Source organism: Pseudomonas sp. FP1742 (genome assembly GCF_030687145.1).
Classification (GTDB): domain Bacteria; phylum Pseudomonadota; class Gammaproteobacteria; order Pseudomonadales; family Pseudomonadaceae; genus Aquipseudomonas; species Aquipseudomonas frederiksbergensis_D.
The window spans coordinates 3191217-3215779 of sequence record NZ_CP117460.1; the positions used below are offsets into that span (position 1 = coordinate 3191217).

Below are 24563 nucleotides of genomic sequence, written 5' to 3' on the forward strand. Positions count from 1 at the left end.
GGGGGCATGCGGATGGAGCGGTTGGCGCAGTTCTGCGTCGATACGCGTTTCGAAGATTTACCCGCTGCGTTGGTGGAGCAAGCCAAGCGACACATTCTCGACACCTTCGGCGCAGCCCTGGCCGGGGCTGACAGCGATGTGGCGAAACAGGCGCGTCAGGTATTCAAGGGGGAAACCGGCAGCACGTTGGTCTGGGGCACCGGTCAGCGAGTCGGCGCGGCGCAAGCCACCATGCTCAACGGTATCGCCGCGCATGCCCTGGAGCTGGACGATACCGGCGGCTGCGACCATTCCGGCGCGGTGGTGCTGCCGGCGGTGATGGCGGCGCTGTCGATGTCAACGCTATCGGTTTCTGAAGCGTCCGTGGACGGCCGCGAACTGATCACTGCGGTGGTGATCGGCTACGAAATCGGCCGTCGGGTGCTCGAAGCCTGCGGCAGTTACTCAGCCCATAACGGCGCCGGCTGGCACTCCACGGCGACGTGCGGAGTGTTTGGCGCGGCGGCGGCCAGTGCACGGATTCTGGGGCTGGATGCACAGCAAACCTTGTCGGCACTGGGCATTGCCGGCAGCTTCAGCGGTGGTCTGTGGGCGTTTATCCATGACGGTTCGCAAAGCAAGAGACTCCACAGCGGGCGCGCCGCCGAAGGTGGATTGCTGGCCGCGCGGTTTGCTCAACAAGGCATCACCGGCCCGACAAAACTGTTCGATGATGTCTGGGGCGGCTTCCTCAAGACCCTCGCGGCGGACACCGCCGTGCCCGAGGCGTTGGACGCCGAACTGGGCCATGTATGGAAACTTGCCCGTTGCTCGATCAAGCCTTACGCAGCCTGCCGAGGGACGCATTCGGCGATCGACGCATTGGGCCTGTTGCTGGATCAATTGCAGGCCAGCGCCGATCAGGTCGAGGACGTTCAGGTGTCGTTGTGCGGATTCCTTCAGGACATGTGCGGCGGTCAGGACGTCAGCACATTGCCGGCGGCGCAGATGAGCCTGCGATATGCCCTGGCGGCCCGGCTGGTCCATGGGCATTGCCGGTTGGAAGCCTACGACGATGAACCGCGCCGCCACCCACGGATTGCCCACTGGATGTCGCGCATTCGCCTTGAAGTCGACCCGCAACTGTCCGAGGATGGCGAGCCTGTTGTTAGCTTGCGGACCGTCGACGGTCGGCAAGCGCGCCTGTGCGTTGAGGTGCCGTTGGGGGCGCCGGGCAATCCGCTGAGTGATGGGGCGCTGGAGGAGAAATTCTTCAGTCTGGCGGGACGGGGGATGCCGCGACAGCGGGCTGAGCAATTGCTTGCGCAGTTGTGGCGGCTGGAAGAACTGGAATCGGTTCGCAGCCTTGATCGGTGGCTGAGTTGAGTCTTGTGTTGTCTGTGCAGGCCTCTTCGCGAGCAAGCCCGCTCCCACAGGGGAACGCATTTCAAATGTGGGAGCGGGCTTGCTCGCGAATGGCAGCGACTCGGTCTTGCGCCAAACACTGAATCTGAATAAGGAAATTTGCCCCACCGTGGCCACTTACTCCCTCGTTATCCGCCGGCTGATGATCTGCTCGCTGACCATCGTCGTCAGCCGCGCCATTACCAGTCCGTTGCTCACCCTGTTTTTGAGCACCAAACTCGGCCTCAACCAACAGGACGTTGGCCTGTTGCTGGGCATCGCGGTATTTATCGCCACCCTGCTCGCGCTCTATGGCGGTTACATCATCGACCGCCTCGAAAAGCGTCGTCTGTTGATCCTCGCCATGCTGTCCAGTGCCATCGGCTTTGTGCTGCTGACCTTTGCCGAAAACCTCTACCTGACCACCGCCACCCTGGTGATCACCGAAACCGCCTCGGCGCTGTTTCTGATCGGGTCCAAGGCAATCCTCAGCGATAACCTGCCCGTGGGCCAGCGGGCCAAGGCCTTTTCGTTGCGCTACACCCTGACCAACATCGGCTACGCCACCGGCCCGATGCTCGGCGTGGTGATCGCCGGCGTGTACCCGATTGCCCCGTTCCTGATCGCCGGCGGCATCGCGTTTTTCAGCATTTTCCTGATGAGCGGCATTCCCAAGGACCCGGCCCAGACATCCGCCATCGGCCAGCCCCAAAGTTTTCTCAAAACCCTGGTCACCCTGAAAAACGACCGCACGCTGATCATGTTCACCTGCGGCTGCCTGCTCAGCACCGTGGTCCACGGTCGTTTTACCTTGTACCTGTCGCAATACCTGCTGGTGACCCACGACTCCAAACGAGCGCTGGAAACCATGGCCGCCCTGCTCGCCTGTAACGCCATCAGCGTGATCCTGCTGCAATACCAGATCGGCCGGTTTCTCAAGCGCGAACAACTGCGTTACTGGATTGTCGGCGGCAGCAGCCTATTCATCCTCGGCTTGATCGGTTTCAGCCTGGCCGACGGCCTGGTGAGCTGGTGCATCGCGATGTTCATCTTCACCCTCGGTGAAATGATCATCTACCCGGCCGAATTCCTCTTCGTCGACACCCTGGCCCCGGAAGAATTGCGCGGCAGCTACTACGGCGCGCAGAACCTCGCGGCTCTCGGCGGTGCGCTGAGCCCGGTGATCTGCGGCTTCCTGCTGATGCACACGCCCGCGCCCACCATGTTCTATGCCCTGAGTGCGTTAACGGCGATGGGCGGTTTTCTCTGTTTCATGAGCGGTCGACGCGTCGCCATACTGCAAAAATAATGCATTGAAACTGCATTAATATGAATTTGTCAGCATCAGTAATGATCGGCAAACTGTGCGCCGTTCCTCCCCCAATAGTTGGAACCACTTCAAGGGCTTTCCGGGTATCCGGATAAGCCTTTTTTTTGCCCCCGGTTTTCGTCAAAGGATCGATTTCAGTCATGCTCGCTCGCTGGTTGCCCGCCGCCATCAACACCCGCCCCACCGAATGGAGCCGTGCCGCCATCGGCATGGCCTTGGGGACGATGTTCAGCGTCTGGCTGTGCGGCCAGGTGTTCGGCATCGACGTGGCACTGCATTTGATCGGGCCGCTGGGTGCTTCGGCGGTGCTGTTGTTCGCCGTGTCCTCGGGCGCACTGGCCCAGCCGTGGTCGATTCTTGGCGGTTACCTGTGTGCGGGAGTGGTCTCGCTGCTGGTCGCCCACGTACTCGGGCGCACCCTCGGCAGCGCCTGTCTGGCGGCGGGCATGGCGCTGATTCTGATGTGCTGGTTGCGTTGCCTGCACCCTCCGGCCGGTGCCTTGGCGTTGCTTATTGTGGTGGCAGATCCGGCGACCGTCGCCATGGGCTGGAAAGCCCTCGGACCGGTGATGCTCAGCGGCTCGGCGATGCTGCTCAGCGCGTTGGCCTACAACAACCTGACGCGTATTCGTTATCCCAAGCGTCCCGCTGAACCGGCCCTCCTCATGCCGGCGAGCGACAGCCAGGCGATCACTGCCGAAGATCTGCGACGGGCGCTCGCCGATATGGAGGCCTTCTACGACGTTACCCCCGAAGACCTCGAGCAGTTGATTCATGCCAGTGAGTTGCATGCCAAGCGGCGCAGTATCGGTGAAGTGCTGAGCAGCAGAACCTAAAGGCATCTTTGTGGCGAGGGGGCTTGCCCCCGTTGGGTCGCGAAGCAGCCCCAAAACCTGCTAACGAGTTTTTCCAGGCATACCTCATTGCCCTTATCTGCGACTGCTGCGCAGTCGAACGGGGGCAAGCCCCCTCGCCACAAATTCAAGGTTGATTCAAAACGGAGTCAGGCTGCCGAAGGCTGCGATCTTTTGATTTTGCACTAAGGTAAAAATGCAGAAAGAACCTGCACGTATCCCGGTTGTACAGGGCAAATTTGCACTGTTACGATCCGGCATCGCTCGCGCGCGAGCTTCTCTAGAAAGAACAATAAAAGCAGGGAGTTAGTGATGACTGCTCAGGTTTCATCCCCGGGGACACCGTCCATGGATGCCACGCAAAACGAAGTGTTGGCCGAGGTTCGCAATCACATCGGTCACCTGACCCTCAACCGCCCCGCCGGCCTCAACGCCATTACCCTGGACATGGTCCGCCGCCTGCAACAGCAACTCGATGCCTGGGCACAGGATCCGCAGGTGCATGCGGTGGTGTTGCGCGGTGCTGGCGAGAAAGCCTTCTGTGCCGGCGGTGATATCCGCTCGCTGTACGACAGCTTCAAAAGCGGCGACACCCTGCACGAAGATTTCTTCGTCGAGGAATACGCCCTCGACCTCACGATCCATCACTACCGCAAACCGGTCCTGGCCTTGATGGACGGCTTTGTCCTGGGTGGCGGCATGGGGCTGGTGCAAGGCGCAGATTTGCGGGTGGTCACCGAGCGTAGCCGTCTGGCGATGCCGGAAGTGGCCATCGGTTATTTCCCGGACGTCGGCGGCAGCTACTTCCTGCCGCGCATTCCCGGTGAGCTGGGCATCTATCTCGGCGTCAGCGGCGTGCAGATCCGCGCCGCCGATGCGCTCTATTGCGGCCTGGCCGACTGGTATCTGGAAAGCGCCAGCCTGGGCGAGCTGGACGAGCGACTCGACCATCTGGAATGGCACGACACCCCGCTCAAGGACCTGCAAGGCGCGCTGGCGAAACTCGCCGTGCGGCAACTGCCGGCAGCGCCGCTGGCGGCGCTGCGGCCGGTCATCGACCACTTCTTCGCCCTGCCCGATGTGCCGAGTATGGTGGAACAACTGCGTGCAGTGACCGTCGCCGACAGCCACGAGTGGGCCATGGCCACCGCCGACTTGCTGGAAAGCCGTTCACCACTGGCCATGGGCGTGACCCTGGAAATGCTGCGGCGCGGTCGGCACCTGAGCCTGGAACAGTGCTTCGCCCTTGAACTGCACCTGGATCGCCAGTGGTTCGAACGCGGCGACCTGATCGAAGGCGTGCGCGCCTTGCTGATCGACAAAGACAAGAGCCCGCGCTGGAATCCGCCGACCTTGCAGGCGCTGGACGCCGAGCACGTCGCGAGTTTTTTCACCGGGTTTGACCAGAGCGGGAGCTGAGCCATGCACGATATCGAATTGAGCGAAGAACAAGTGATGATCCGCGACATGGCCCGGGATTTTGCCCGCGGCGAAATCGCGCCCCACGCACAAGCCTGGGAAAAGGCCGGCTGGATCGATGACGGTCTGGTGGCGAAGATGGGTGAGCTGGGTCTGCTGGGCATGGTGGTACCCGAGGAATGGGGCGGCACTTATGTCGACTACGTTGCCTACGCCTTGGCGGTGGAAGAGATTTCCGCCGGTGACGGCGCCACCGGTGCACTGATGAGCATCCACAACTCCGTGGGCTGCGGGCCAGTGCTCAATTACGGCACCGAAGAGCAAAAACAGGAATGGCTGCCGGACCTCGCCAGCGGCCAGGCCATCGGTTGCTTCTGCCTGACCGAGCCGCAAGCCGGTTCCGAAGCCCATAACCTGCGCACCCGCGCCGAACTGCGCGACGGCCAGTGGGTGATCAACGGCGCCAAGCAATTCGTCAGCAACGGCAAACGGGCGAAACTGGCGATCGTTTTCGCGGTGACCGATCCTGAGCTGGGCAAGCGCGGCATCTCGGCGTTCCTGGTGCCAACCGAAACGACGGGGTTCATCGTCGACCGCAGTGAACACAAGATGGGCATCCGCGCTTCCGACACCTGCGCCGTTACCCTGAACAACTGCACCGTCCCTGAAGCCAATCTGTTGGGCGAACGCGGCAAAGGCCTGGCCATCGCCCTCTCCAACCTCGAAGGCGGCCGCATCGGCATTGCCGCGCAAGCCCTGGGCATCGCCCGTGCGGCGTTCGAAGCAGCGCTGGCCTATGCGCGGGATCGGGTGCAGTTCGACAAGCCGATCATCGAACACCAGAGCATCGCCAATATGCTGGCCGACATGCACACCCGACTGAACGCCGCGCGTTTGCTGATCCTGCACGCCGCGCGCTTGCGCAGTGCCGGCAAGCCGTGCCTGTCTGAGGCTTCACAGGCCAAGCTGTTTGCTTCGGAGATGGCCGAGAAAGTCTGCTCGTCGGCGATTCAGATTCATGGCGGGTATGGGTATCTGGAGGACTACCCGGTGGAGCGCTACTACCGGGATGCGCGGATCACGCAGATTTATGAAGGGTCGAGCGAGATACAGCGGATGGTGATTGCCCGGGAGCTCAAGCACTACCTGGTTTGAAGCCTTAAAAGCTTCGCGAGCAAGCCCGCTCCCACATTAGTCCTGCGATGTACACAGCATCTGTGAACAACCTGGATCAAATGTGGGAGCGGGCTTGCCCGCGAAGACGTCCGTGAGAACGCTACATCACTTACCCTGGAACTCCGCCTCACGCTTGGCAATAAACGCCGCCATCCCTTCCTTCTGATCCTGCGTGGCAAACGCCGCATGGAATACCCGGCGCTCAAAACGCACGCCTTCCGACAGGCTGACTTCAAAGGCGCGGTTGACGCTTTCCTTGATCATCATCGCAATCGGCAGTGATTTCTTCGCAATCAGCGCCGCGACTTTCAGTGCTTCGTCCACCAGATCATCCGCCGGCACGATGCGCGCGACAATCCCGCAACGCTCGGCTTCCACCGCATCGATCAAGCGCCCGCTCAGGCACATTTCCATGGCCTTGGCCTTGCCCACGGCGCGGGTCAGGCGCTGGGTGCCGCCCATGCCCGGCAAGACGCCGAGGTTGATTTCCGGTTGGCCAAATTTTGCATTGTCGCCGGCCAGGATGAAGTCGCACATCAGCGCCAGTTCACAGCCACCGCCCAAGGCGAAACCGTTGACCGCGGCAATGATTGGCTTGCGGCGATTGGCCACGCGATCGCTGTCGCTGAACAGATCATCGAGGTAGATCTGCGGGTAGGTCAGCTCGGCCATTTCCTTGATGTCGGCACCGGCGGCGAAGGCTTTTTTCGAGCCGGTCAACACGATGCAACCGATATTCGAATCGGCTTCCAGGCCATCGAGGGCGTGGTTCAGTTCACTGACGATTTGGGCATTCAACGCGTTCAAGGCTTGCGGACGGTTGAGGGTGATCAGGCCGACACGGCCGTGGGTTTCCAGCAAAATCGTTTCGTAGTTCAGCTCTTTATTGCTCACAGAGGGATTCCTTCTCAAAGATTGCGCGAAATGACCATGCGCTGAATGTCGCTGGTGCCTTCGTAGATCTGGCACACCCGCACGTCGCGGTAGATCCGCTCCAGCGGGAAGTCGTTCAGGTAACCGTAACCGCCAAGGGTTTGCAACGCCGAGGAACAAACCTTTTCGGCCATTTCCGAGGCGAACAGCTTGGCCATGGACGCTTCGACCAGCGCCGGTTTGCCGCTGTCGCGCAACGCCGCCGCGTAATGCACCATCTGCCGGGCCACGGCGATCTGGGTGGCCATGTCGGCCAGGCGGAACGCTACCGCCTGGTGCTCGATGATCGGCTTGCCGAAGCTCTCGCGTTCGCGGGCGTAGTCGCGGGCCGCTTCGAACGCGGCGCGGGCCATGCCCACCGATTGCGAGGCGATGCCGACACGTCCGCCTTCGAGGTTGGCCAGGGCGATCTTGTAGCCTTCGCCCTCCTCACCCAGTCGATTGGCCACCGGCACTTTCACATCCTCGAAGAGGATCTGGCAGGTATCGGAGGCATGTTGACCAAGCTTGTCTTCGACCCGCGCGACTTTATAGCCCGGCGAATCGGTGGGCACGATCAGCGCGGTGATCCCGCGTTTGCCGGCACTTGGGTCAGTCACCGCAAACACAATCACCACCCCGGCGTTTTGCCCGGAAGTAATGAACTGCTTGCAGCCGTTGAGCACGTAGTGATCGCCTTCCAGCCGGGCACGGGTTTTCAGGCTGCTGGCATCGGAGCCGGCTTGCGGTTCGGTCAGCGCAAACGCACCGAGCATCTCGCCGCTGGCCAGGGGTTTGAGGAAACGTTCTTTCTGGTCGTCGTTGCCGAACTTGAGGATCGGCACGCAACCCACCGAGTTGTGCACGCTCATGATGGTCGAGCAGGCGCCATCGCCGGCGGCGATTTCTTCCAGGGCCATGGCGTAAGCCAGGTATCCGGTGTCACAACCGCCCCACTGCTCCGGCACCAGCATGCCGAAGAAGCCCAGGTCAGCCATCTCGCCGATGGCTTCCTTGGGGAAGCGATGTTCGCGGTCCCATTCGGCGGCGAACGGTTTCAGCCGTTCCTGGGCAAACTGCCGGGCCGCGTCGCTGATCTGAAGTTGTTCGTCGTTGGGGATCATGCCAAGTCCTTAAAATTCAAGTTGAAACGCAAGACCTGTGGGAGCCTTGTGGCGAGGGGGCTTGCCCCCGTTGGGCCGCGCAGCGGACCCAAGAATCTGCGAGCGCTGCGCACTCGAACGGGGGCAAGCCCCCTCGCCACAAGGCCCGCTCCCACAGGGATTGGCGTCAGCTTCAGTACAGGCATTCCACGGCCATGGCCGTCGCTTCGCCGCCGCCGATGCAGATCGCTGCCACGCCGCGTTTCAGGCCTTTCTGGCGCAACGCCGAGAGCAAGGTCACGAGGATCCGCGCACCGGACGCGCCAATCGGGTGGCCCAGGGCACAGGCACCGCCGTGGACGTTGATCTTCTCGTGGGGGATTTCCAGTTTGGTCATGGTCACCAGGCTTACCACCGCGAAAGCTTCGTTGACTTCGAACAACTCGACCTCGTCCAGGGACCAACCGGTTTTCTTCATCAGCTTCTTGATCGCACCCACCGGTGCCACCGGGAACAGCCCCGGGGTGTCGGCGAACGCCGCGTGGCCGTGAATCACTGCCAGCGGCTTCAAGCCTTGTTTCTCGGCTTCGGAACGGCGCATCAGCACCAGTGCCGCCGCGCCGTCGGAAATCGAACTGGAGTTGGCCGCCGTCACCGTGCCGCCCTCGCGGAACGCCGGTTTCAGCGAAGCGATCTTGTCCAGTTTGGCTTTCGGCGGTTGTTCGTCGTGGCTGATCAGCACTTGCTGTTTGCCGACAGTCACAGTGAGCGGCACGATCTCGGCGTTAAAACTACCTTCCTCGATCGCCTGTTGGGCGCGGGTGGTCGACGCGATGGCAAACGCGTCCTGATCTTCACGGCTGAAGCCATTGGTCTCGGCGCAATCCTCGGCAAAGGTGCCCATCAGGCGGCCCTTGTCGTAGGCGTCTTCGAGGCCGTCGAGGAACATGTGATCGAGCACCCGGCCATGGCCCATGCGGTAACCACTGCGGGCGCGGTCCAGCAGGTACGGCGCGTTGGACATGCTTTCCATGCCACCCGCGATCACCACCTCGGCGCTACCGGCGAGCAGCATGTCGTGGGCCAGGATTGTCGCCTCCATGCCCGAGCCGCACATTTTGTTCAGCGTCGTGCAGCGGGTCGACTTATCCAGCCCGGCACCCAGTGCCGCTTGCCGCGCCGGGGCCTGGCCGAGGCCGGCGGAGAGCACGCAGCCGAACAGCACTTCTTCCACGGATTCCGGGGCGATACCGGCGCGTTCGACCGCGGCACGAATCGCTGCGGCGCCCAGTTGCGGCGCGGTCAGGCTTTTCAGTTCGCCCTGGAAACCGCCCATCGGGGTGCGGACGGCGCTGACAATAACAATCGGATCGTTGGACAGTGTCATGACAAATACTCCTTATTTGGCGGCCATGCGCAAGGCACCGTCGAGACGGATCACCTCGCCGTTGAGCATGCTGTTTTCTATGATATGCCTGGCCAGCGCGGCGTACTCGCTCGGCTTGCCCAGGCGTGGCGGAAACGGCACCCCAGCGGCCAGTGAATCACGTACTTCCGGGGTCATGCCGGCCATCATCGGCGTTTCGAAAATGCCCGGCGCGATGGTCATCACGCGGATGCCGAAGCGCGCCAGTTCACGGGCGGCGGGCAAGGTCAGGCTGGCGATCGCGCCTTTGGAGGCCGAATACGCGGCTTGGCCGATCTGGCCGTCGAAGGCTGCGACCGAGGCGGTATTGATGATCACCCCGCGCTCGCCGTCTGCATCGGCTTCGGTCTCGGCAATCGCCGCTGCAGCCAGGCGCAACATGTTGAAACTGCCGATCAGGTTGACGTTGATCACCTGGCTGAAACTGGCCAAGGCATGGGGGCCGGTCTTGCCGAGGATCTTCTCGCCACGGACGATGCCGGCGCAATTGACCAGGCCATTGAGGCCGCCAAACGCTTTGACCGTCGCCTGCACCGCCGCTTCTGCCGCCGCTTCATTGCTGATGTCGGCTACCACGCTTTGCGCGCCGAGACGTGCAGCCTGCGCCGCGACGGCTTCGGCATTCATGTCCACCAGCATCACCTTGGCGCGGGCGGCCACCAGCATTTCAGCGGTGGCGGCACCGAGGCCGGAGGCACCGCCGGTGACGAGAAAAACCTTGTTTTCGATCTGCATCATTGTTTCCTTGGATTCAAGCTGAAACGTTCTTCGCGGCGGCCTCTTGAGCCTTGGCGATTTCCTGGTTGCGCAAGATAAAGCGCTGCAATTTGCCGCTTGGGGTTTTCGGCAATTCGCTGACAAATTCGATTTCACGGGGGTATGAGTGCGCCGCCAGACGCTTGCGCACGTGTTGTCGCAGTTCTTCGGCCAACGCAGGTTCAGCACGGTATTGCGGGCTGAGCACGACGAAGGCTTTGACCAGTTCGGTGCGCTCTGGATCAGGCTTGCCGATCACCGCCGCCTCGACCACCGCCGGGTGTTCGATCAGCGCGCTTTCCACGTCGAACGGGCCGACGCGGTACCCCGAGGTGGTAATCACATCGTCGCTGCGGCCGACGAAGCTGATGCTGCCGTCCGGGTTCCACTCGACGGTGTCGCCGCTCAGGTAATAATTGCCGACGAACGCTTTGGTCGGTACGCCTTCGTAACCGCCAAACCAGCACATCGGCGACTGGGTGCGGTCGATGGCCAGGATGCCTGGCTGGCCGACGCGGAGTTCTTTGTATTCGTCATCCAGCACCACGATACGGTGACCCGGCGAGGCGAAACCGGCGGCGCCCATGTGGATCGGATGTTCCAGTCCATGGTGATTGCACAGCACCATGCCCAGTTCGGTCTGGCCGTAATGGTCGTGAATCACCACGCCGAGGTTGTCGGCGAACCAGCGGATCACTTCCGGATTCAGCGGCTCGCCGGCGCTGCTGACGATGCGCAGCTTGCCCTTGATCGAACGGGCGAATTCATCGCCACCGGCAATCAGCAAGCGGTAGGCGGTCGGTGAGCCAGTGAGGTTGGTAATCCCGTATTTGTTGATCACCCGGCAGGTGCTTTCGAGGGTGAACGGGCCATCGTAAAAGGTGATCGGATGCCCCATCGCCATCGGCCCGGTGACACCGAAATAAATGCCGTAGGCCCAACCCGGATCGGCGACGTTCCAGAAAGCGTCTTCGGGGCGCAAATCCACTGCGTCACGGGTGTAACTCTGGAACGCAACGATGGCCTTGAGCGGCACCGACAGCGCTTTCGACGGGCCAGTGGTACCCGAGGTGAACATCAGCAGGAACGGGTCTTCGCCGGTCAGCAATACCGGTTCGCAGACGCTGGAGTAGTTGGCCAGTTCCGCCCAGAAACTGAAGTCGCCGCGCACGATGCCCTGCCCCTTGGCGCCACCGACGGTGACGATGGTCGGGCAGTCGGCCACTTCAGCCAGTTTCGGGCGATTGACCGCATCGGTGACCACCACTTTGGCGCCGGAACTGTTCAGACGGTGTTCGATGGCTTTGGGGCCGAAGGCAGTGAACAGCGGCTGATAAACCGCACCGATGCGCCAGGTGGCGAACACGGTGATCAGCAATTCGAAGTTGCGGGGCAGCAGGCCTGCGACCTTGTCGCCCTTCTTCACGCCCTGGGCCAGCAGGAAATTGGCAAAGCGTGCGGCCTTATCCTGCAAGTCGCTGAAGGTGTAGGTCGCGCTGCTGCCGTCGCGACCTTCCCAGAACAGCGCTATGCGCCCCGGCAAGGCATGCCGGTCGCAACACTCGACGCAGGCGTTGAGCGCGGTCAACGACCCTGTGAGCGCGGCATCGACGGTGTGCTGATAATTGAACTGTGACGTAGCAGACAAGTAATCGCGCATTGCCAGAATCCCTCTGTATTTTTATTAGGTTGGGGGAACCGTAATCAACAGGGAAATACTCGCTCTGCGCGGGGAGCGGGACAATGGTCAAAGCTATCAAGTTGCGTGACTGGTTTGGCCATGGTTCACAGGATGCGGCGCCTGGGAGGACGCCTTCGCGAGCAAGCCCGCTCCCACATGGGTTTTATGTGGGTTGCAGATAGGTGATCGGACACAAATCCACTGTGGGAGCGGGCTTGCTCGCGAAGGCGCCAGACCACTCACCCCATGATCCGGATCAGTCGGCTTCGTTAAGAATCAAACTCCGATAATGCCCCGGATTGGACCCCGACCACTTGCGAAATGCCTTGTAGAACGAGCTGGCATCGGCAAACCCCAGGCGGGTGGCGATTTCGGCGAAGCTGATGGCCGGCTCGGCCAGCCAGACGATGGCCAGTTCCTTGCGCACGCTGTCCTTGAGCCCCTGATAGGTCTGGCCCTCCTCGGCCAGGCGGCGGCGCAGGGTCGAGGCCGACATGCACAGTTGCTGCGCCAGCGCCTCGGTTTCCGGCCAGTGCTCGGCGGGCAGTTGCCGTAGATCCTGCTTGATCCGGCTGGCCAGGCTCTCGGGATCGCGGTACTTGACCAGAATGTTCGCCGGCGCATGGGCCAGAAAGCGCTTGAGCTCTTCGGCGCTGCGCTTGATCGGCAAATCCAGGCAGTCGGCGGAGAAAATCATCCGCGTACGCGGCCGGTCGAATCGCAGGTTCTCGGAAAACATCACCCTGTAGTCGTCGCAAAAATCCGGCGCCGGGCAGCGCAGTTCGATAGCCAGGATTGGAATCCGTCGGCCCGCCAGCCAGCAGGCAACGCCGTGCACGATCATCCAGTAAGTGAAATAGGTGAAGGCGCGACGCGGTTCTTCGTCGTCTTCGAGCAGGACGATTTCCGCCAGGCTTTGCTGGCGAACCAGCTGCGCGGGCATGCGCTCCAGCATCAACGATAGAAAGCCCAGCCCCGCAGTCAGCCCGGCGGCCAGGCTCGGCTGGACCATGGAGCAGCGACAGAGAAACTCCAGGCTGCCGGACTTGAGCTTGCGCGGGTCCATGCCAAAAAACTCATCGTCCCCGCGCCGGGCCAGCAAACGCCACAGGCGCGCATAGGCCGTGGCCGGGACACGGGCGTCGGTGCTGTCCAACAGCGCTGGATCGATGCCGACCTTGTTCAACACCTCTGCGGTGGCAGCGCCCGGGGCGCAACTTTGCAACAGTGCTTCACGCACCAGTTGAATGGCGATGGTGTCTTTTTCCGACATTGACCGGGGTGAGCCTTGTTATTGGAGTGGTGGGCATATTAGCGCACCGCTCGCTCCTAAGGGATGGTGGGATCTTCAGGGTTGTTCAGCTTAGGTTCAGGCAATTAGCAATAACTACCATATGAGAATGAGTTTCATCATGTTACAAATTAGCACCCTATCTAATTACTCCCCGGTGCTGAATGCTCGTTCCTTTTCTGATCATGCTGCGCGAAGGCATCGAAGCCGCGTTGATCGTTGGCATTATCGCCAGTTACCTCAAGCAGACCGGTCGCGGCCAATGGATGCCGGCAGTGTGGGTCGGCGTATTCCTCGCCGCCGCGCTGGCCCTGCTGGTCGGCGGTGGCCTGGAACTGGTCAGTGCTGAATTCCCGCAAAAGCAGCAAGAGCTGTTTGAAGGTGTGGTCGGTTTGCTGGCCGTCGGCATTCTCAGCTCCATGGTGTTCTGGATGCGCAAGGTGGCGCGTTCGATCAAGCATTCGCTGCACGTTTCCCTCGATCAGGCGCTGACCGGCTCCAGGCATCAAGTGACCGCGCTGATCGCCATGGTGTTTTTCGCCGTCGCCCGGGAAGGCCTGGAAACGGTGTTCTTCCTGCTCGCCGTGTTCCAGCAAAGCGAAGGCCCGGCCGCACCGCTCGGCGCCCTGCTCGGCCTGGCCCTGGCGATCATCGTCGGCTTCCTGATCTACACCGGCAGCCTGCGCCTGAATCTCTCGGCGTTCTTGCGCTGGACCGGTCTGTTCATCCTGGTGGTGGCCGCCGGGATTCTCTCCAACTCGGTGCAAGCCCTGCATGAAGCCGGCGTGTGGAATCACCTGCAAACCGTGCTCTTCGATTTCAGTGCCACGCTGCCGATGGACGGCCCGCTGGGCTCGGTGCTGGCCGGGATGTTCGGCTACCAGGACGCACCGACGGTCAGCACCCTCGGGGCATATCTGACTTATCTGTTGGTGGCACTGGTGATGTTTTTTCTCCCGGCTCCCGTAGCCACATCTGCGCAAACACCCTCCTCCGTTTCCAGCCAGTAAGGGCCTTCATGTCAACGCCAGTTCCTCCAGTGGCTTCCCCGCCCCGCGCCTTGCGCTGGGCGGTAGCCGGTTCGGTGATCGTGATGATCGCCGCCGGTGGCCTGTTCTACTACGCCTCGAAAATGGCCGCCGCCAAGCGCCAAAGCAACCACGACCAAGTGCTGGTCACCCTTCACCCGCACAGCTGCGAACCGAATGCGCTGACGGTTCCGGCCGGTCGCACCAGTTTCCGTATCGTCAACCGCTCGGACCGTGCCGTCGAATGGGAAATTCTTGACGGCGTGCTGGTGGTCGAAGAGCGCGAGAACATCGCCCCTGGCCTGAGCCAGGTGATCAACGCCAACCTGTTGCCCGGCGACTACGCCATCACCTGCGGCTTGCTGAGCAACCCGCGCGGCACCTTGCATGTCAGCTCGACTGCCGCGTCCGATGCGGCGGCCAAGGCGCGTCCGTCGATGGTGGCGTTCATTGGCCCATTGTCGGAGTTTCGCGTGTACCTGAGCAGCCAGAGCACCGCATTGATCAAAGCCGTCGCCGCGCTTGAGCAAGCAATCGAGGCCGGCGACCTGAGCCAGGCGCAAGCCTTGTATGTGCCGGCTCGCGCAGCTTATCAACGGTTGGCTCCAGCAGCCCAGCGCCTGGCGGAGCTGGACAACGCGATCAATGCCCGCGCCGATTACTTCGATAAGCGCGAGCAGGATCCGGGCTTCGTCGGCTTCCACCGCCTCGAATACGCGCTGTTCCAACAACGCAACCTCGACGGTCTGACGCCTGTTGCACAACGCCTGAGCATCGATGTCGCCAACCTCAAACAGCAACTGCTGGCCCAGTCGCTGCCGCCGGAACAACTGGTGAGCATGCTGGTGCGCAACCTCAACAGCCTCGCCGAGGTACGCGCCAGTAGCGGCGAAGAAGAACGCTACAGCCACACCGACCTGAACGGTTTCGCCGCCAACCTCGACGCGACCCGCAAAGTCGTCGACCTGTTGCGGCCATTGCTGAGCAAACCTGCCGCTGAACTACTGGCGAAAATTGACAGCGCGCTCACGGCCTTCGACGCCGAACTCAACGGTTTCAAGGTCAAGGATGGCTACGCCAGCTACGACACTGTCAGCGCCGAACAGCGCAAACGTATCGCCGACAAGGCCAAGGTTCTGGCCGATGCACTCGATGGAATCGATCCCGCCCTTGGCCTTTCCGGCCTGTAATCAGAAGACCTCAGACAGATGAACGACTCAGAACAGTTTTCAGCACAACGCCGTCGTGTATTGATGGGTATGGGAGCCGCCGGTGTGGCGATAGCTGGTTCGGCCCTGAGTTGCCCGGCCATGGCCGCCAGCCCCGCGCAAGTCACCGAAGCACCCAGCAGCGACAAGACCGAGGACCGCCACGCCTTCCACGGCCCGCACCAGACCGGCATCGTCACCCCGCGCCCAACATCCGGCATGCTGGTGTCGTTCGACGTATTGGCCAGCGACCGCGCAGATCTGGAGCGGCTGTTTCGCACGCTCAACGAGCGTATCGCGTTCCTGATGCAGGGCGGTCCGGTGGCCCAGGTCGACCCCAAACTGCCGCCGCTGGACTCGGGGATTCTTGGCCCGGTGGTCACACCGGACAACCTGACCATCACTGTATCGGTGGGCGAGTCGCTGTTCGACGAGCGCTTCGGTCTGGCCGGCGCCAAGCCCAAGCGGCTGATCCGCATGGTCGGTTTCCCCAACGACGCACTGGAGGCCGACTGCTGCCACGGCGACCTTAGCCTGCAGTTCTGCTCCAACACCGCCGACACCAACATCCACGCCCTGCGCGACATCGTGAAAAACCTGCCGGATCTGTTGCTGGTGCGCTGGAAACAGGAAGGCAGCGTGCCTCCGCAAGCCCCGACGAAACCCGGCGTGCCGGCGCAAAGCGCACGCAACTTTCTGGGTTTTCGCGACGGCTCGGCCAACCCCGACTCCAACGACGCCAAGGCCATGGACAGCATCGTCTGGGTCCAGCCCGGCAGCGACGAACCGGCCTGGGCGGTCAACGGCAGCTACCAGGCGGTGCGGATCATCCGCAACTTCGTCGAACGCTGGGACCGCACGCCGCTGCAAGAACAGCAAAGCATTATCGGCCGGGTCAAGAGCACCGGAGCACCGATGGATGGTGCGCATGAAACCCAAGTCCCGGATTACGCCAAAGACCCGGAAGGCAAGCTGACCAAACTCGACGCCCACATCCGCCTGGCCAACCCGCGCACCGCCGCAACCCAGGCCAACCTGATCCTGCGCCGGCCGTTCAACTACTCCAACGGCGTGAACAAGAACGGTCAGCTGGACATGGGTTTGCTGTTCATCTGTTACCAGGCGGATTTGCAAAAAGGCTTCATCACCGTGCAGACCCGACTCAATGGCGAGCCGTTGGAGGAATACCTGAAACCGGTTGGTGGCGGGTACTTCTTCACCCTGCCGGGTGTGACCGGCGACAAGGACTTCATCGGCCGCTCGCTGCTCAACGCCACACAACCCAAAGCCTCAGTCTGACCCTTACCACTCCACGGAACCGTCCCATGAAAAAGTCGCCCCTCGCGTTACTGCTGACCCTTGGTTTGCTCAACACCCCGTTTTCGGCTTTCGCGGCGACGGCGCCGCTGGAGTTAGTGGGGCCGATCTCTGACTACAAGATCTACGTCACCGAACAACTGGATGAACTCGCCAGCCACACTCAGCAATTCACCGATGCAGTGAAAAAAGGCGACCTGGCCACCGCGAAAAAGCTCTACGCACCGACCCGTGTCTATTACGAGTCGATCGAACCGATTGCCGAGTTGTTCAGTGACCTCGATGCGTCCATCGACTCGCGGGTCGACGACCACGAAAAAGGCGTGAAGGCCGAAGACTTCACTGGTTTCCATCGCATCGAATATTCATTGTTCTCGGAGAACAGCACCCAGGGTCTGGACGCGCTGGCTGACGGCTTGAACAAAGACGTGAAAGACCTGCAAACCCGCGTCGCCGGCCTGACCTTCCCACCGGAAAAAGTCGTCGGCGGCGCCGCTGCGCTGCTTGAAGAAGTGGCCGCCACCAAGATATCCGGCGAGGAAGATCGCTACAGCCACACCGACCTCTATGATTTCCAGGGCAACATCGACGGCGCGAAGAAAATCGTCGACCTGTTCCGTCCGCAGATCGAGAAGCAAGACGCGGCATTCATGGCCAAAGTCGACAAGAACTTCGCTACGGTGAACAAGACGTTAGCCAAGTACAAAACTACAGGGGGTGGTTTTGAAACGTATGACAAGGTGAAGGACAGCGACCGCAAAGCGCTGGTCGGGCCGGTGAATACGTTGGCTGAGGACTTGTCGATGTTGCGGGGGAAGTTGGGGTTGAACTGAATATCGGCGTTGTCTGTGAAAAGATCGCAGCCTTCGGCGGCGCCCACAGGCGCGGAGCTGCCGAAGGCTGCAATCTTTGCTTTTGAACCCTACAAAATCCGATACAACAACCGCTCAATCCTGACGCGACTCACACGCTTGAGAAACTTGGCCACCCCCGCCGGGTAATCCGGCAGCGTTTGCAGATCCAGGTAACGCTCAATACGGCGAGTGTGCTGGAAAATCTCCGCCAGTTCCTTGCCACGCGGCTCCAGCAACTCGCCTTTCGGATCATCAATCAGCAACGCGTTTTCCAGGTCGAGACGGAACGCCCGTGGATTGAGGTTGTTGCCGGTCAGCAAGGTGTAGCGCTGATCGATCCACATGCCCTTGAGGTGATAGGTGTTATCACCATCCTTCCACAGATGCAGGTTCAGCTTGCCGCTGTCGATGTTGCGCTGATGACGCTTGGCGAAACGTCGCAGGCTGATTTCGTAGAGGTATGGCAGCGCCGCGATCACCTTGAACGGCTCGCTGGGCGGGATGTAGAAATCGTTGGCGGTCTTGTCGCCGACGATGATGTCGATCTTCACGCCGCGAGCCAGGGCCCGATTGATTTCCCGAGTCACCGCCAGCGGCAGGTTGAAGTACGGCGTGCAGATGGTCAGCTGATGCTGCGCACTGGCGATCAGCTCGCAGATCACCCGACTCAACGGGTTGTTCTTGCCCACACCGAGCAACGGACTGACCGATAAACCGCCCTTTGCCGTGCTACCCGCCGTGGTGTCGTACGCCGCGTGCTTGAGACGGCTGCGCAGGTCGCCGATGTCGTGGCGCAGACTGCGGGTGGTCGGCAGGTTCGGCAGGTCGAGGCGATGCACCGCTTTGGAGGTGATCAAACCGTGCTGGATCAGGTGATGCATCGAATCGGCCAGCGCCTGATTCTGCAGCAGGTGATAACGGTCGAAGCGGTACTTGTCGAATTTGTGCAGGTAAACGTTGTTCAGGCTCGCGCCGCTGTAGATCACGCAATCGTCGATCACGAAGCCCTTCAAATGCAGCACGCCGAACAGCTCGCGGGTCTGCACCGGCACGCCGTACACCGGCACTTCGCTTTCGTGGGTGCGGGTGGTTTCCTGATACCAGGCCGAGTTGCCCGGCTGCTTGCCGGCACCGATCAAGCCACGTTGGGCACGCAGCCAGTCCACAACCACCACCACGTCCAGTTCCGGGCGTGCCAGTTTAGCTGCGTGCAGGGCATCGAGGATTTCCTGGCCGGCCTCATCCTGTTGCAGGTACAGCGCAACGATGTAGATGCGCCGGGTCGCCTGGGCGATTTTTTCCAGCAGACAACGACGGAACTCGGCAGCGCCAGAGAGGATGGTGACGGCATCGGCGGTCAGCGGAAAACTGCGCAATTTAGGCAGCAGAGAGCGTTTGAAAAGCAACGGCATAAGGCTCGCAAAGGGTCGAATCCGAAGAGTCAGAGAGCTTACACCATGGATTGCCTTGGGTCTTGTCAGTGTCTGTAAAGAGCCCTTCGCGAGCAAGCCCGCTCCCACAAGGATAACGCGGTACCTGTGGGCGCGGGCTTGCCCGCGATAGCAATTTCGCAGACAGAAAAATATTTTCTTGACCAAGAAGAACGATCATTCTACTGTTTGCCACATGAACGAAATCACTAGCAATGACACACGCGACATCATTCTGGATGTCACCGAAAAGTTGATCTACAAAAGTGGCATTGCTGCCACCGGCATGGATCTTCTGGTGAAAACCGCCGGCGTTTCCAGAAAAAGTATTTACCGCTACTTCGCCAACAAGGAGGAGCTTGTCGTCGCGGCCCTGCAACGCCGTGATGTGCGCTGGATGAACTGGTATCGGAGCGAAGTCGGCAAGGGCCAAACCCCCGCCGAGCGGCTGCTCGACCTGTTTACCGTGCTCAAGGCCTGGTTCGCCTCCGAGGGCTTTCGCGGCTGCGCATTCATCAATACCAGTGGCGAAACCGGCGACCCGCAAGACCCGGTTCGCCTGGTCGCCAAAGAACACAAACAGAAGCTGCTCGACTACGTGCGCGAGCTCTGTACCGAATATGGCGCAACAGACCCGGAGACGCTGGCCAGACAGCTGCTGATCCTGATCGACGGTGCCATTACCGTAGCGCTTGTGACGGGTGATCACAGTGCCGCCGATAATGCGCAATGCATGGCGCGAAAGTTATTGGACCTGTAACACTTTAAATAAGCCCGACAACTTGCTTGAACGTTAATTTGATAGGGAGACTTAATATGTCTACTGCCGAAGTTCGTCCGCCATTGCCACCGTTTACCCGTGAATCGGCCATCGAAAAAGTTCGCCTGGCCGAAGACGGCTGGAACTCTCGCGACCCGGAGCGGGTGTCCCTGGCCTACACCCTTGACACCCAATGGCGTAATCGCGCCGAGTTCGCCCACAACCGCGAAGAAGCCAAAGCTTTTCTGACCCGCAAATGGGCCAAGGAACTGGACTACCGGCTGATCAAGGAACTCTGGGCCCACGGCGACAACCGCATTGCCGTGCGCTACGCCTACGAATGGCACGACGACTCGGGCAACTGGTTCCGTTCCTACGGCAACGAGAACTGGGAGTTCGACGAGAACGGGCTGATGTTCAACCGTTACGCTTGCATCAACGACCTGCCGATCAAGGAAAGCGAGCGCAAGTTCCGCTGGCCGCTGGGCCGCCGGCCGGATGATCACCCGGGCTTGTCCGACCTGGGCCTGTAACTTCACAGAGATCCATGTGGGAGCGGGCTTGCTCGCGAAGGCGGACTGACATTCAACATTGATGTCGACTGACACACCGCTTTCGCGAGCAAGCCCGCTCCCACAATGTTTTGTGGTGTTCAGGCGACTGCGGTGCTCTGCTCGAGCTGTGCTTTGGCTTCCAACTCCCGCACCAGCGGCAACACCCGTTTACCGAAGTACTCCACCTCCTCCTGAAAGTGCAGAAACCCCGCCAGCACCAGATCCACCCCCACCGCTTTCAACGCGACGATCCGTTCGGCAATCTGCTGCGGCGTACCGATCAGGTTGGTCTTGAAACCGTCGTTGTACTGCACCAGATCTTCAAAGGTCGATTTGGCCCAGTTGCCCTCGCCCTCTGGTGACGCCCTGCCCGCCTGTTTCGCCGCATCGCCAAAGGCATTCACCGCGTGCGGATCGGCCTGATCGATGATCTGCGCCAGTACCGCCCGCGCCTCTTCTTCGGTGTCGCGGGCAATGACAAAGGCATTCACTCCAACCTTCACCGAATGATTATTGGCGCTCGCTTTCGCGCGAATATCGTCGACTTGGGCCTTGATGCCTTCAGGAGTGTTGCCATTGGTGAAATACCAATCCGACACCCGCGCCGCCATGTCTCTGGCAGCACGGGAGCTGCCGCCCTGGAAGACTTCCGGTCGACCCAACGGCTTGGGTTTGAGGCTGTAGTTGTCGAAGCGATAGAAGTCACCGCGAAAGGTGAAATTATCCTGGGTCCAGATGCCCTTGAGTGCGCGGATAAATTCTTCGGAGCGGCGATAACGCTCGTCGTGCTCCAGCCAGTGTTCGCCGATGGCCTGAAATTCCCCCTTGAACCAGCCACTGACAATGTTCACCGCCACCCGGCCATTGGTGAGTTGATCGATGGTCGCCAGTTGCTTGGCTGCCAACGCCGGTTGCCATGGCCCCGGCAAGATTGCCGCAATCACTTTCAGCTTGCTGGTCGCGGCCAGCAGTGCATGGCTGAACGCAACCGATTCATGTTGAAACTCGGCGCCATACCCAGCGGTGAAACGAATCTGGGTCAAGGCATATTCGAACCCCGCCTCTTCGGCCAGTTGCGCCAGTTTGCGGTTATAGTCGATGCCCCAATGGGTGCGCTGTTCGATCTTGCTGACCACCAGCCCGCCACTGACGTTCGGCACCCAGTAGGCAAATTTGACGGCTTGCTGACTCATGGACGTGTCCTCGGGTTTTCAGGGAAGTCCTTGGCCAGAGCAGCAACCGTGCCATCGCTTGAATCGCGTTTTGTGACACTGGCGTCTTGAGTCGAGCGAGATACCCTGTGGGAGATTCTATGTTGCAGGACAACCCTGCAACGGTCGATTCGGTTGGTATTCGCTCTGGTTTTTCATCAGAGCGAACGCCACCCGGGCGAGTTTTCGGGCAAGGATTACCAGGGCCTGAGTCCTCTTGAAACCTCTGGCCAGGTACCCTTCATAAAATGGTTTCCAGGTCGCTGAACGACAGGCGGCCATGGCCGAGTTGTGGGCCAGACGTCGTATTTCCGGATCCCCTTTCTTGGTCAGACTGCGACTCCCCGTCTTTTTTCCCGAGTCATCGACCCTCAAGTCCATGCCCAAAAAAGCGATGAAGGCATTGCTGTCCTTAAACTCGCCACGCAAAAAAGCCGTCGCAAATCCAGTTGCCGTCAGTACACCAACGCCTTCAATGGCCTTGCAACGCTCAATATTTTCGGCGGCTCCGGCCTCTTTGCTCAGGTCACGCAGCTGTTTTTGAATGGCCAAATCCGAGCGCTTAAACGTCTCCATCAGACATTTCAGCTCTTCTTCCAGGCGCGGCTCATTGGCCCAGCTCTGAGCCAGGCTGACACGCGCCTTGATCAGTGCTGCCCGTCGATGAAGCAGGCTTTGCAGGGCCTTGTAAGCCTTGGGCGGCGGGCTCCAAGCGCGTAACCCACCCTGTTCATGCGCCAGATACCGAGCCAGAAGACGAGCATCACACGGATCATTTTTAGCTCGTTGGCCGACACCGCGGCGGTAATGACTCAAGCGATAACCGTCCACGACGTAGACCTGATGACCCAACTCATAGGCCAACTCAACCGTGTCCAAGTGGTAAATGTTGGTGGCCTCAACGGCAATGCCACTTTTGGCGGGCAGCGTCTTGAGCCAACGTTTGAGTGCTGCTCGATTATTGGAGATGGCTTGTGTGGTTTGCAGATCGGCGCGATAGACGAGCACCTCAGCCTTGGCCACATCAACACCCACGACCGCTTGCGAAGTAAGGATTGTCATGACGAATCCTCGGAGCTAGGGTTTAAGAGCTTGTTGGGGTCTACCGTTGCGCTGGCTTGTCTCTATCGTCGGCCTAGCCGATGAATTCCTTATTGGCGCTTTTAGGTAGAAGGGGTGGGACGAAGTCTCCCACGGTCTGTACTGGCTAGAGTCAGAATCGGGCTTTTAGTCCCACCCACCCCTTCAAGTCTAAACATACAAGCGGGCTTGCTCGCGAAAGCGGTATGCCAGCCAATAAATAAGTTGAATGTTAACCTCCCTTCGCGAGCAAGCCCGCTCCCGCAGGTAACCGGGTACACCTGAAGCAATTTGCTGATGCACTGTTGCCACAGCAACAATTCAGGCCACGCCGAAATCCACACCCTCCAATAAACTATACCTGCGAGCTTCGGCATGGACCGTGCAATCGCCCTTGGCATGCAACGCCTTTCACCGCCGATTTTTTTACCACGCCAAGGAGCTGTCCCATGACCGATCACCAGGTAATCAACCCGCTGTCCACCGGCACTGACTATGAAGCACTGGCCGAACGCTTTCGGCCGATCTTCCAGCGCATCGCCGCCGGTGCCGTCGAGCGCGAGCAAAGCCGCAGCCTGCCGAACGAGCCGATTCAGTGGCTCAAGGACGCCGGTTTCGGCGCGGTGCGAGTGCCGGTTGAATACGGCGGTGGCGGCGCATCCTTGCCACAGTTGTTCGAATTGCTGATCGAACTGGCCGAAGCCGACTCCAACGTACCCCAGGCCCTGCGCGGGCATTTCGCCTTTGCCGAGGACCGCTTGAACTCACCCCCGGGGCCGGGCCGGGATCTGTGGTTCAAACGCTTTGTTGACGGAGACATCGTCGGCAATGCCTGGACCGAGATCGGCGCCGTGGCAATCGGCGAAGTGATCACCAAGGTTTCTCCCCATGGCGAGCAGTGGCGGCTCAATGGCGAGAAGTTCTACAGCACCGGCAGCATTTTCTCTGACTGGATCGACGTCTATGCCCAACGCAGCGATACCGGTGGCGACGTGATCGCCGCCGTCCGCACACGCCAGCCGGGGATTGTGCAGAGCGATGACTGGGACGGTTTCGGCCAGCGCACCACTGGCAGTGGCACCTCGCGCTTTACCGATGCCGAAGTGGAGGCTGAAAACATCATCGACTTCGCCACCCGTTTCAAATACCAGACGGCGTTTTATCAGTTGGTGCTGCTGGCGACCCTGGCCGGCATCGGCCGCTCTGCCTTGCGCGATGTGACGCATCAGGTGCGCGAGCGTAGACGCATCTATAGCCATGGCAATGCGCAGCGGGTCAGCGAGGATTCGCAAGTGCAGCAGGTGGTGGGTGAAGTGGCGGCGTGGGTGTATGCCGCCGAAGCCAGTGCCCTGAAAGCCGCACAACCGGCGCAGCGGGCTTATCTGGCACGGTTCTCAGGGGATGAAGCGCTGGAACGCGCGGCGAATGTGGCGGCGGAGATTGAATCGGCCAAAGCTCAGGTGGTGGTCTCGGAATTGATCCAGCGGGCGACTACGGCGCTGTTCAACGCCTTGGGCGCTTCGGATGTTCGCGAAGGTAAATCGCTGGATCGGCATTGGCGCAATGCGCGGACCGTGTCATCGCACAATCCGGTGATCTACAAGGCTCGGATTGTTGGGGACTGGGCGATTAACGGGACCGAACCGCCGTTTGTGTGGCAGATCGGTAATGGGCCTGTGCGCAAGTGATGTGTTGTTGGAGTTGACGCCTTCGCGAGCAAGCCCGCTCCCACATTCGACCGAGTTCCTTCAGAGGAATGCGATTAAATGTGGGAGCGGGCTTGCTCGCGA

General features: G+C 60.7%; 22 protein-coding genes. 12 read left to right on the forward strand and 10 right to left on the reverse strand.

Annotated elements, in window-relative coordinates:
• The first annotated feature begins 6 nt into the window (after positions 1-6).
• Positions 7-1365, forward strand: a complete 1359-nt coding sequence (locus tag PSH64_RS14095; protein WP_305481156.1) for an MmgE/PrpD family protein — start codon at positions 7-9, stop codon at positions 1363-1365.
• Positions 1366-1513: 148 nt separating this feature from the next.
• Positions 1514-2692, forward strand: a complete 1179-nt coding sequence (locus PSH64_RS14100; protein WP_305481030.1) for an MFS transporter — start codon at positions 1514-1516, stop codon at positions 2690-2692.
• Here the strand turns inward: PSH64_RS14100 and PSH64_RS14105 are convergent.
• Positions 2655-2855 (reverse strand): hypothetical protein, encoded by a 201-nt coding sequence (locus PSH64_RS14105; protein ID WP_146114706.1) that lies wholly within the window; start codon positions 2853-2855, stop codon positions 2655-2657. The two genes, PSH64_RS14100 and PSH64_RS14105, sit on opposite strands and share 38 nt — an antisense overlap.
• Here PSH64_RS14105 and PSH64_RS14110 point away from each other — a divergent pair.
• The 3 genes from PSH64_RS14110 to PSH64_RS14120 all read left to right on the forward strand — a co-directional run bounded on the left by PSH64_RS14110 (position 2854) and on the right by PSH64_RS14120 (position 6141).
• Positions 2854-3549 (forward strand): HPP family protein, encoded by a 696-nt coding sequence (locus PSH64_RS14110; protein ID WP_305481031.1) that lies wholly within the window; start codon positions 2854-2856, stop codon positions 3547-3549. The genes PSH64_RS14105 and PSH64_RS14110 overlap by 2 nt on opposite strands.
• Positions 3550-3879: 330 nt before the next feature.
• A complete protein-coding gene (locus PSH64_RS14115) occupies positions 3880-4986 on the forward strand; it encodes an enoyl-CoA hydratase/isomerase family protein (RefSeq protein WP_305481032.1) in 1107 nt (368 codons plus the stop codon).
• A gap of 3 nt (positions 4987-4989) precedes the next feature.
• The gene (locus PSH64_RS14120; protein ID WP_305481033.1) at positions 4990-6141 is read left to right on the forward strand and encodes an acyl-CoA dehydrogenase family protein; all 1152 of its coding nucleotides are present in this window, start codon (positions 4990-4992) and stop codon (positions 6139-6141) included.
• A gap of 126 nt (positions 6142-6267) precedes the next feature.
• Here the strand turns inward: PSH64_RS14120 and PSH64_RS14125 are convergent, their stop codons facing one another.
• The 6 genes from PSH64_RS14125 to PSH64_RS14150 form a co-directional block, all read right to left on the reverse strand.
• On the reverse strand, positions 6268-7041 hold the full coding sequence (locus tag PSH64_RS14125; protein ID WP_019649661.1) for an enoyl-CoA hydratase: 774 nt from the start codon (positions 7039-7041) through the stop codon (positions 6268-6270).
• A 29-nt stretch (positions 7042-7070) separates the two neighbouring features.
• Positions 7071-8198, reverse strand: a complete 1128-nt coding sequence (locus PSH64_RS14130; RefSeq protein ID WP_305481034.1) for an acyl-CoA dehydrogenase — start codon at positions 8196-8198, stop codon at positions 7071-7073.
• A gap of 172 nt (positions 8199-8370) precedes the next feature.
• Positions 8371-9564: an acetyl-CoA C-acyltransferase gene (locus tag PSH64_RS14135; protein ID WP_305481035.1), complete on the reverse strand. Its 1194-nt coding sequence runs from the start codon at positions 9562-9564 to the stop codon at positions 8371-8373.
• Between the two features lie 12 nt (positions 9565-9576).
• Complete coding sequence (locus tag PSH64_RS14140) at positions 9577-10338, reverse strand: SDR family NAD(P)-dependent oxidoreductase (RefSeq protein WP_305481036.1); 762 nt, start codon at positions 10336-10338, stop codon at positions 9577-9579.
• Positions 10339-10354: 16 nt separating this feature from the next.
• Positions 10355-12019: an AMP-binding protein gene (locus PSH64_RS14145; RefSeq protein WP_305481037.1), complete on the reverse strand. Its 1665-nt coding sequence runs from the start codon at positions 12017-12019 to the stop codon at positions 10355-10357.
• Between the two features lie 277 nt (positions 12020-12296).
• The gene (locus PSH64_RS14150) at positions 12297-13313 is read right to left on the reverse strand and encodes an AraC family transcriptional regulator (RefSeq protein ID WP_105346115.1); all 1017 of its coding nucleotides are present in this window, start codon (positions 13311-13313) and stop codon (positions 12297-12299) included.
• Between the two features lie 182 nt (positions 13314-13495).
• Between PSH64_RS14150 and efeU the strand changes: the two genes are divergently transcribed.
• The 4 genes from efeU to efeO (PSH64_RS14170) are packed head-to-tail and all read left to right on the forward strand — an operon-like array spanning position 13496 to position 17717.
• Positions 13496-14341 (forward strand): iron uptake transporter permease EfeU, encoded by an 846-nt coding sequence (gene efeU / locus PSH64_RS14155; RefSeq protein WP_105346113.1) that lies wholly within the window; start codon positions 13496-13498, stop codon positions 14339-14341.
• Positions 14342-14349: 8 nt separating this feature from the next.
• On the forward strand, positions 14350-15549 hold the full coding sequence (efeO, locus tag PSH64_RS14160) for an iron uptake system protein EfeO (RefSeq protein WP_305481038.1): 1200 nt from the start codon (positions 14350-14352) through the stop codon (positions 15547-15549).
• 18 nt (positions 15550-15567) lie between these two features.
• Positions 15568-16866, forward strand: coding sequence for an iron uptake transporter deferrochelatase/peroxidase subunit (efeB, locus tag PSH64_RS14165; RefSeq protein ID WP_105346108.1), 1299 nt, complete (start codon positions 15568-15570; stop codon positions 16864-16866).
• A gap of 26 nt (positions 16867-16892) precedes the next feature.
• Positions 16893-17717 carry an iron uptake system protein EfeO gene (gene efeO / locus PSH64_RS14170; protein ID WP_105346105.1) on the forward strand — a complete coding sequence of 275 codons (825 nt, stop codon included), beginning with the start codon at positions 16893-16895 and terminating at the stop codon, positions 17715-17717.
• 89 nt (positions 17718-17806) lie between these two features.
• Here efeO (PSH64_RS14170) and pssA read toward each other — a convergent pair whose 3' ends face one another.
• On the reverse strand, positions 17807-19150 hold the full coding sequence (pssA, locus tag PSH64_RS14175) for a CDP-diacylglycerol--serine O-phosphatidyltransferase (protein ID WP_019649652.1): 1344 nt from the start codon (positions 19148-19150) through the stop codon (positions 17807-17809).
• A 214-nt stretch (positions 19151-19364) separates the two neighbouring features.
• Between pssA and PSH64_RS14180 the strand changes: the two genes are divergently transcribed.
• Positions 19365-19928: a TetR/AcrR family transcriptional regulator gene (locus PSH64_RS14180; protein ID WP_105346101.1), complete on the forward strand. Its 564-nt coding sequence runs from the start codon at positions 19365-19367 to the stop codon at positions 19926-19928.
• A gap of 56 nt (positions 19929-19984) precedes the next feature.
• The gene (locus PSH64_RS14185; RefSeq protein WP_305481039.1) at positions 19985-20461 is read left to right on the forward strand and encodes a nuclear transport factor 2 family protein; all 477 of its coding nucleotides are present in this window, start codon (positions 19985-19987) and stop codon (positions 20459-20461) included.
• A gap of 119 nt (positions 20462-20580) precedes the next feature.
• On the opposite strand, the gene sfnG is transcribed toward PSH64_RS14185, so the two are convergent.
• Both sfnG and PSH64_RS14195 read right to left on the reverse strand, forming a co-directional pair.
• A complete protein-coding gene (gene sfnG / locus PSH64_RS14190) occupies positions 20581-21675 on the reverse strand; it encodes a dimethylsulfone monooxygenase SfnG (protein WP_305481040.1) in 1095 nt (364 codons plus the stop codon).
• Positions 21676-21792: 117 nt separating this feature from the next.
• A complete protein-coding gene (locus PSH64_RS14195; RefSeq protein ID WP_305481041.1) occupies positions 21793-22755 on the reverse strand; it encodes a transposase in 963 nt (320 codons plus the stop codon).
• 467 nt (positions 22756-23222) lie between these two features.
• Between PSH64_RS14195 and PSH64_RS14200 the strand changes: the two genes are divergently transcribed.
• Positions 23223-24461 carry an acyl-CoA dehydrogenase family protein gene (locus PSH64_RS14200; RefSeq protein ID WP_305481042.1) on the forward strand — a complete coding sequence of 413 codons (1239 nt, stop codon included), beginning with the start codon at positions 23223-23225 and terminating at the stop codon, positions 24459-24461.
• Positions 24462-24563: the final 102 nt, after the last annotated feature.

What these genes read in the sequence shown, in the direction of transcription:
- PSH64_RS14150 (WP_105346115.1), bottom strand. Translation starts at nt 13,313, where the DNA reads ATGTCGGAAAAAGACACCATCGCCATTCAACTGGTGCGTGAAGCACTG.
- PSH64_RS14135 (WP_305481035.1), bottom strand. Translation starts at nt 9,564, where the DNA reads ATGACACTGTCCAACGATCCGATTGTTATTGTCAGCGCCGTCCGCACC.
- PSH64_RS14180 (WP_105346101.1), top strand. Translation starts at nt 19,365, where the DNA reads ATGAACGAAATCACTAGCAATGACACACGCGACATCATTCTGGATGTC.
- sfnG (WP_305481040.1), bottom strand. Translation starts at nt 21,675, where the DNA reads ATGAGTCAGCAAGCCGTCAAATTTGCCTACTGGGTGCCGAACGTCAGT.
- efeB (WP_105346108.1), top strand. Translation starts at nt 15,568, where the DNA reads ATGAACGACTCAGAACAGTTTTCAGCACAACGCCGTCGTGTATTGATG.
- PSH64_RS14130 (WP_305481034.1), bottom strand. Translation starts at nt 8,198, where the DNA reads ATGATCCCCAACGACGAACAACTTCAGATCAGCGACGCGGCCCGGCAG.
- PSH64_RS14140 (WP_305481036.1), bottom strand. Translation starts at nt 10,338, where the DNA reads ATGCAGATCGAAAACAAGGTTTTTCTCGTCACCGGCGGTGCCTCCGGC.
- PSH64_RS14195 (WP_305481041.1), bottom strand. Translation starts at nt 22,755, where the DNA reads ATGACAATCCTTACTTCGCAAGCGGTCGTGGGTGTTGATGTGGCCAAG.
- PSH64_RS14120 (WP_305481033.1), top strand. Translation starts at nt 4,990, where the DNA reads ATGCACGATATCGAATTGAGCGAAGAACAAGTGATGATCCGCGACATG.
- efeU (WP_105346113.1), top strand. Translation starts at nt 13,496, where the DNA reads ATGCTCGTTCCTTTTCTGATCATGCTGCGCGAAGGCATCGAAGCCGCG.
- efeO (WP_305481038.1), top strand. Translation starts at nt 14,350, where the DNA reads ATGTCAACGCCAGTTCCTCCAGTGGCTTCCCCGCCCCGCGCCTTGCGC.
- PSH64_RS14200 (WP_305481042.1), top strand. Translation starts at nt 23,223, where the DNA reads ATGACCGATCACCAGGTAATCAACCCGCTGTCCACCGGCACTGACTAT.
- pssA (WP_019649652.1), bottom strand. Translation starts at nt 19,150, where the DNA reads ATGCCGTTGCTTTTCAAACGCTCTCTGCTGCCTAAATTGCGCAGTTTT.
- PSH64_RS14185 (WP_305481039.1), top strand. Translation starts at nt 19,985, where the DNA reads ATGTCTACTGCCGAAGTTCGTCCGCCATTGCCACCGTTTACCCGTGAA.
- PSH64_RS14095 (WP_305481156.1), top strand. Translation starts at nt 7, where the DNA reads ATGCGGATGGAGCGGTTGGCGCAGTTCTGCGTCGATACGCGTTTCGAA.
- PSH64_RS14105 (WP_146114706.1), bottom strand. Translation starts at nt 2,855, where the DNA reads ATGACTGAAATCGATCCTTTGACGAAAACCGGGGGCAAAAAAAAGGCT.
- PSH64_RS14115 (WP_305481032.1), top strand. Translation starts at nt 3,880, where the DNA reads ATGACTGCTCAGGTTTCATCCCCGGGGACACCGTCCATGGATGCCACG.
- PSH64_RS14145 (WP_305481037.1), bottom strand. Translation starts at nt 12,019, where the DNA reads ATGCGCGATTACTTGTCTGCTACGTCACAGTTCAATTATCAGCACACC.
- PSH64_RS14110 (WP_305481031.1), top strand. Translation starts at nt 2,854, where the DNA reads ATGCTCGCTCGCTGGTTGCCCGCCGCCATCAACACCCGCCCCACCGAA.
- efeO (WP_105346105.1), top strand. Translation starts at nt 16,893, where the DNA reads ATGAAAAAGTCGCCCCTCGCGTTACTGCTGACCCTTGGTTTGCTCAAC.